The organism is Bartonella sp. AA74HLJMH (assembly GCF_042197045.1).
In the GTDB taxonomy this organism is placed as follows: domain Bacteria; phylum Pseudomonadota; class Alphaproteobacteria; order Rhizobiales; family Rhizobiaceae; genus Bartonella.
Genome location: NZ_JBHIRJ010000062.1, coordinates 1 through 2,359, shown reverse-complemented (window position 1 = coordinate 2,359; position 2,359 = coordinate 1). Strand labels below are relative to the sequence as shown.

At 45.5% G+C, this 2,359-nt stretch carries 3 protein-coding genes and 1 pseudogene; all 4 read right to left on the bottom strand.

What is annotated here, in order from left to right; all coding sequences use genetic code 11:
• The coding region (locus tag ACFINH_RS09515) for a phage tail tape measure protein (RefSeq protein WP_375632912.1) at positions 1–962 on the bottom strand (962 nt) is incomplete at its 3' end.
• A 131-nt stretch (positions 963–1,093) separates the two neighbouring features.
• On the bottom strand, positions 1,094–1,507 hold the full coding sequence (locus tag ACFINH_RS09510; protein WP_375632910.1) for a hypothetical protein: 414 nt from the start codon (positions 1,505–1,507) through the stop codon (positions 1,094–1,096).
• 9 nt (positions 1,508–1,516) lie between these two features.
• Positions 1,517–2,035: a phage major tail tube protein gene (locus ACFINH_RS09505; protein ID WP_015856800.1), complete on the bottom strand. Its 519-nt coding sequence runs from the start codon at positions 2,033–2,035 to the stop codon at positions 1,517–1,519.
• A gap of 3 nt (positions 2,036–2,038) precedes the next feature.
• Positions 2,039–2,359, bottom strand: a pseudogene (locus tag ACFINH_RS09500) (phage tail protein); the annotation flags it as partial.

Here is a 2,359-nt window from a genome sequence, read left to right as displayed (position 1 = left end):
CCCACCAATTTGGCAAAATCACCAGTAAAATCGCGCCCCGCAATGGCAATCAGCGAGCGCATCCCCTGTTCGGATTTACCCAACACATTAAAAAAGCGCACCAAGGTACCTGTGGCATCTTTGTCCAGATCTTGCATGAATTTTTCGCGAGAAAGCCCGATATTGGCAAAAGCATCTTCAATATGCTTGCCTCCTGCCTGAATACGGGCACTCATGGCATTAAAACCACGCGCGGCACTCTCTGGAACAATACCAGCAGAAATCATCGCCGTACCAAATGCTGCAGTTTCGCGCGCGGTGAGCTTAAACATGGTTGCCGCACCGGTGGCACGATTGGTAAAATCAGACACTTCACTGGCTTTTGCCGCCATGTGATTAGAGAGATGATTGATAGCATCGCCTAGATCTTCAATACCTACCTGATTAAGCTTAAAAACATTGCGCAATTTGGCAAAGCGCTCCCCAATCTGATCTCCCGTCATATCAAAAGCTACAGCTGCTTTAGCGGCATAAATGCTAAAAGCTTCTAGATCTTGTTCGCCAATCCCTGCTTGGCTGGCACTGGTCATCAATTCTAAGACTTCACGCGCCGCTAACGGAATCTTGGTGGAGGTTTCAAGCGCAAAACGGCGCAATTCCTTTAAGCGATCAAGGGGGGCATCGAGAACCTTTTCCAAGCCCTTCATCGATTGATCAAATTGCATGGCTTTATAGAGCGGTGCAATTAAGGTTGCTGTTTGCGCAAGCGCACCCACCATACGCCCGCGTGCTTGGATAAAAGCATTTTCCGCATTCTTTGTCGCATCCTCAAGATGCTCAGGGTCAAACCACCCTTTAAAATGCTGCCTTGTCTTGTTTTGGAAATGTGCAACATCTGAACTAAAGGCTGCAAGATCCCGCTTGGCAGAAGCTATCCCCTCTTGCAGATGATTGACAAAACGCACAACAAGGGAAACATCCATGACGATTCTTTATCCTAACTGATGACTTTCATATTCTTGTTGTTTCAGGCGTGCGAGTTCTTCTCGATAGGCAATCACATCCAGCCAATCCATCTGGTTAATCTCTGAAGGCGCCCAGTGATAATAAAGGGCTAGTTCTGCCCCAAATTGTCTGGCAGAGAGGATTGGCGTTGCGTAAAAAAAGCAAAAAAAGCCTTCAATATTGCGACAATATCCATCACATCAACTCGATCAATCAATTCAGTAGATTCACGTGACATATCAGCCAAAAGTGCTGTGATGCCTTCTGTTGCCTCACTTGTGAACAAAACTTGAGAAAGCTTCGTGATAAGCACATCATTGCTCAAAGTTGTTTTTTGCTCTCCAAACTCAGGAAGCAGCAGCTCTGTCAATTGTGGTCCAATGAGCACCGCTAATTGCTTGGCATGCTTAAAAGTGGGGCGATAAAAGGTCAGTTTCTTGCAGAGAGATTCTTTGCCACTTTTATCTTGATAAGGAAGCGGAACAGCTAATTCCACGTCAATGCTGGTTTGTAAACTTGTCATGATCAATTCCTATAAATTGAGAATAGAGCGGCGGCGAGAACCGATCTCTTGCCCGTTGCGGACAAGCCAGCCGCCCCGTTTAAAAGAAAAGCGGTGCAAAACAGAACCATCCCAAAATTCCGTATAATCCCAAACATTTTTGATCTCGCAATCATAGCCTGTGGCTTTCCCAGCTGTTAAGCCTTCGCTATCCACTTTGACCAACCGCCCTGTCACATCAATGGAATGTTCATGCTCACGCCCATCTTCTTCAGAAATCACATGTTTTTTGCCAGTGAATTTATGACGAAGACCAGGAGGACCACCAAAGATGCCGATAATTTCGGGGGTATGGCTGCGGATTTTCATTTGTAAACTCAAAGCTTTCACACCAAGACCGCTCACATCAATTTGCATATCAGAGCCGCCCGGTTGATAGGTTTCTGTAATTTCTTCCAACGTGGGCAGTTTCAATGTTTCAAGATCAAGGTGAAGATTCACATCATCATCAACAATCAAGGTAAAACCGCGTACAATGCGTAAAGTCATGCTTTAACTCCTTGCTGCTTTGCGATAAGTTTCAAGCGTATCGCCAAATTGATAAGTCATTTTCTTTTGGATATCTTGCGCCAAACGGTCAAAATAAGCGCTATTGCGCCGGCTGCCAAAGCTTAAATCTTCTAGAGGCGGCACTTCTTCTGCATCAAATTCCACCCGCAATTTCCCCAGTTGTAAATTGCTGTTGGAATTTAAATCGCGGTCAAACCAAACACGGCCACCCAAAAGCGCACCACGCGCAATCATATCATCAAGAAACTGTGTAAGGCTGCGGGTAATGGCAATGACATGTTGACCAGTAAGGTTTTCATCATT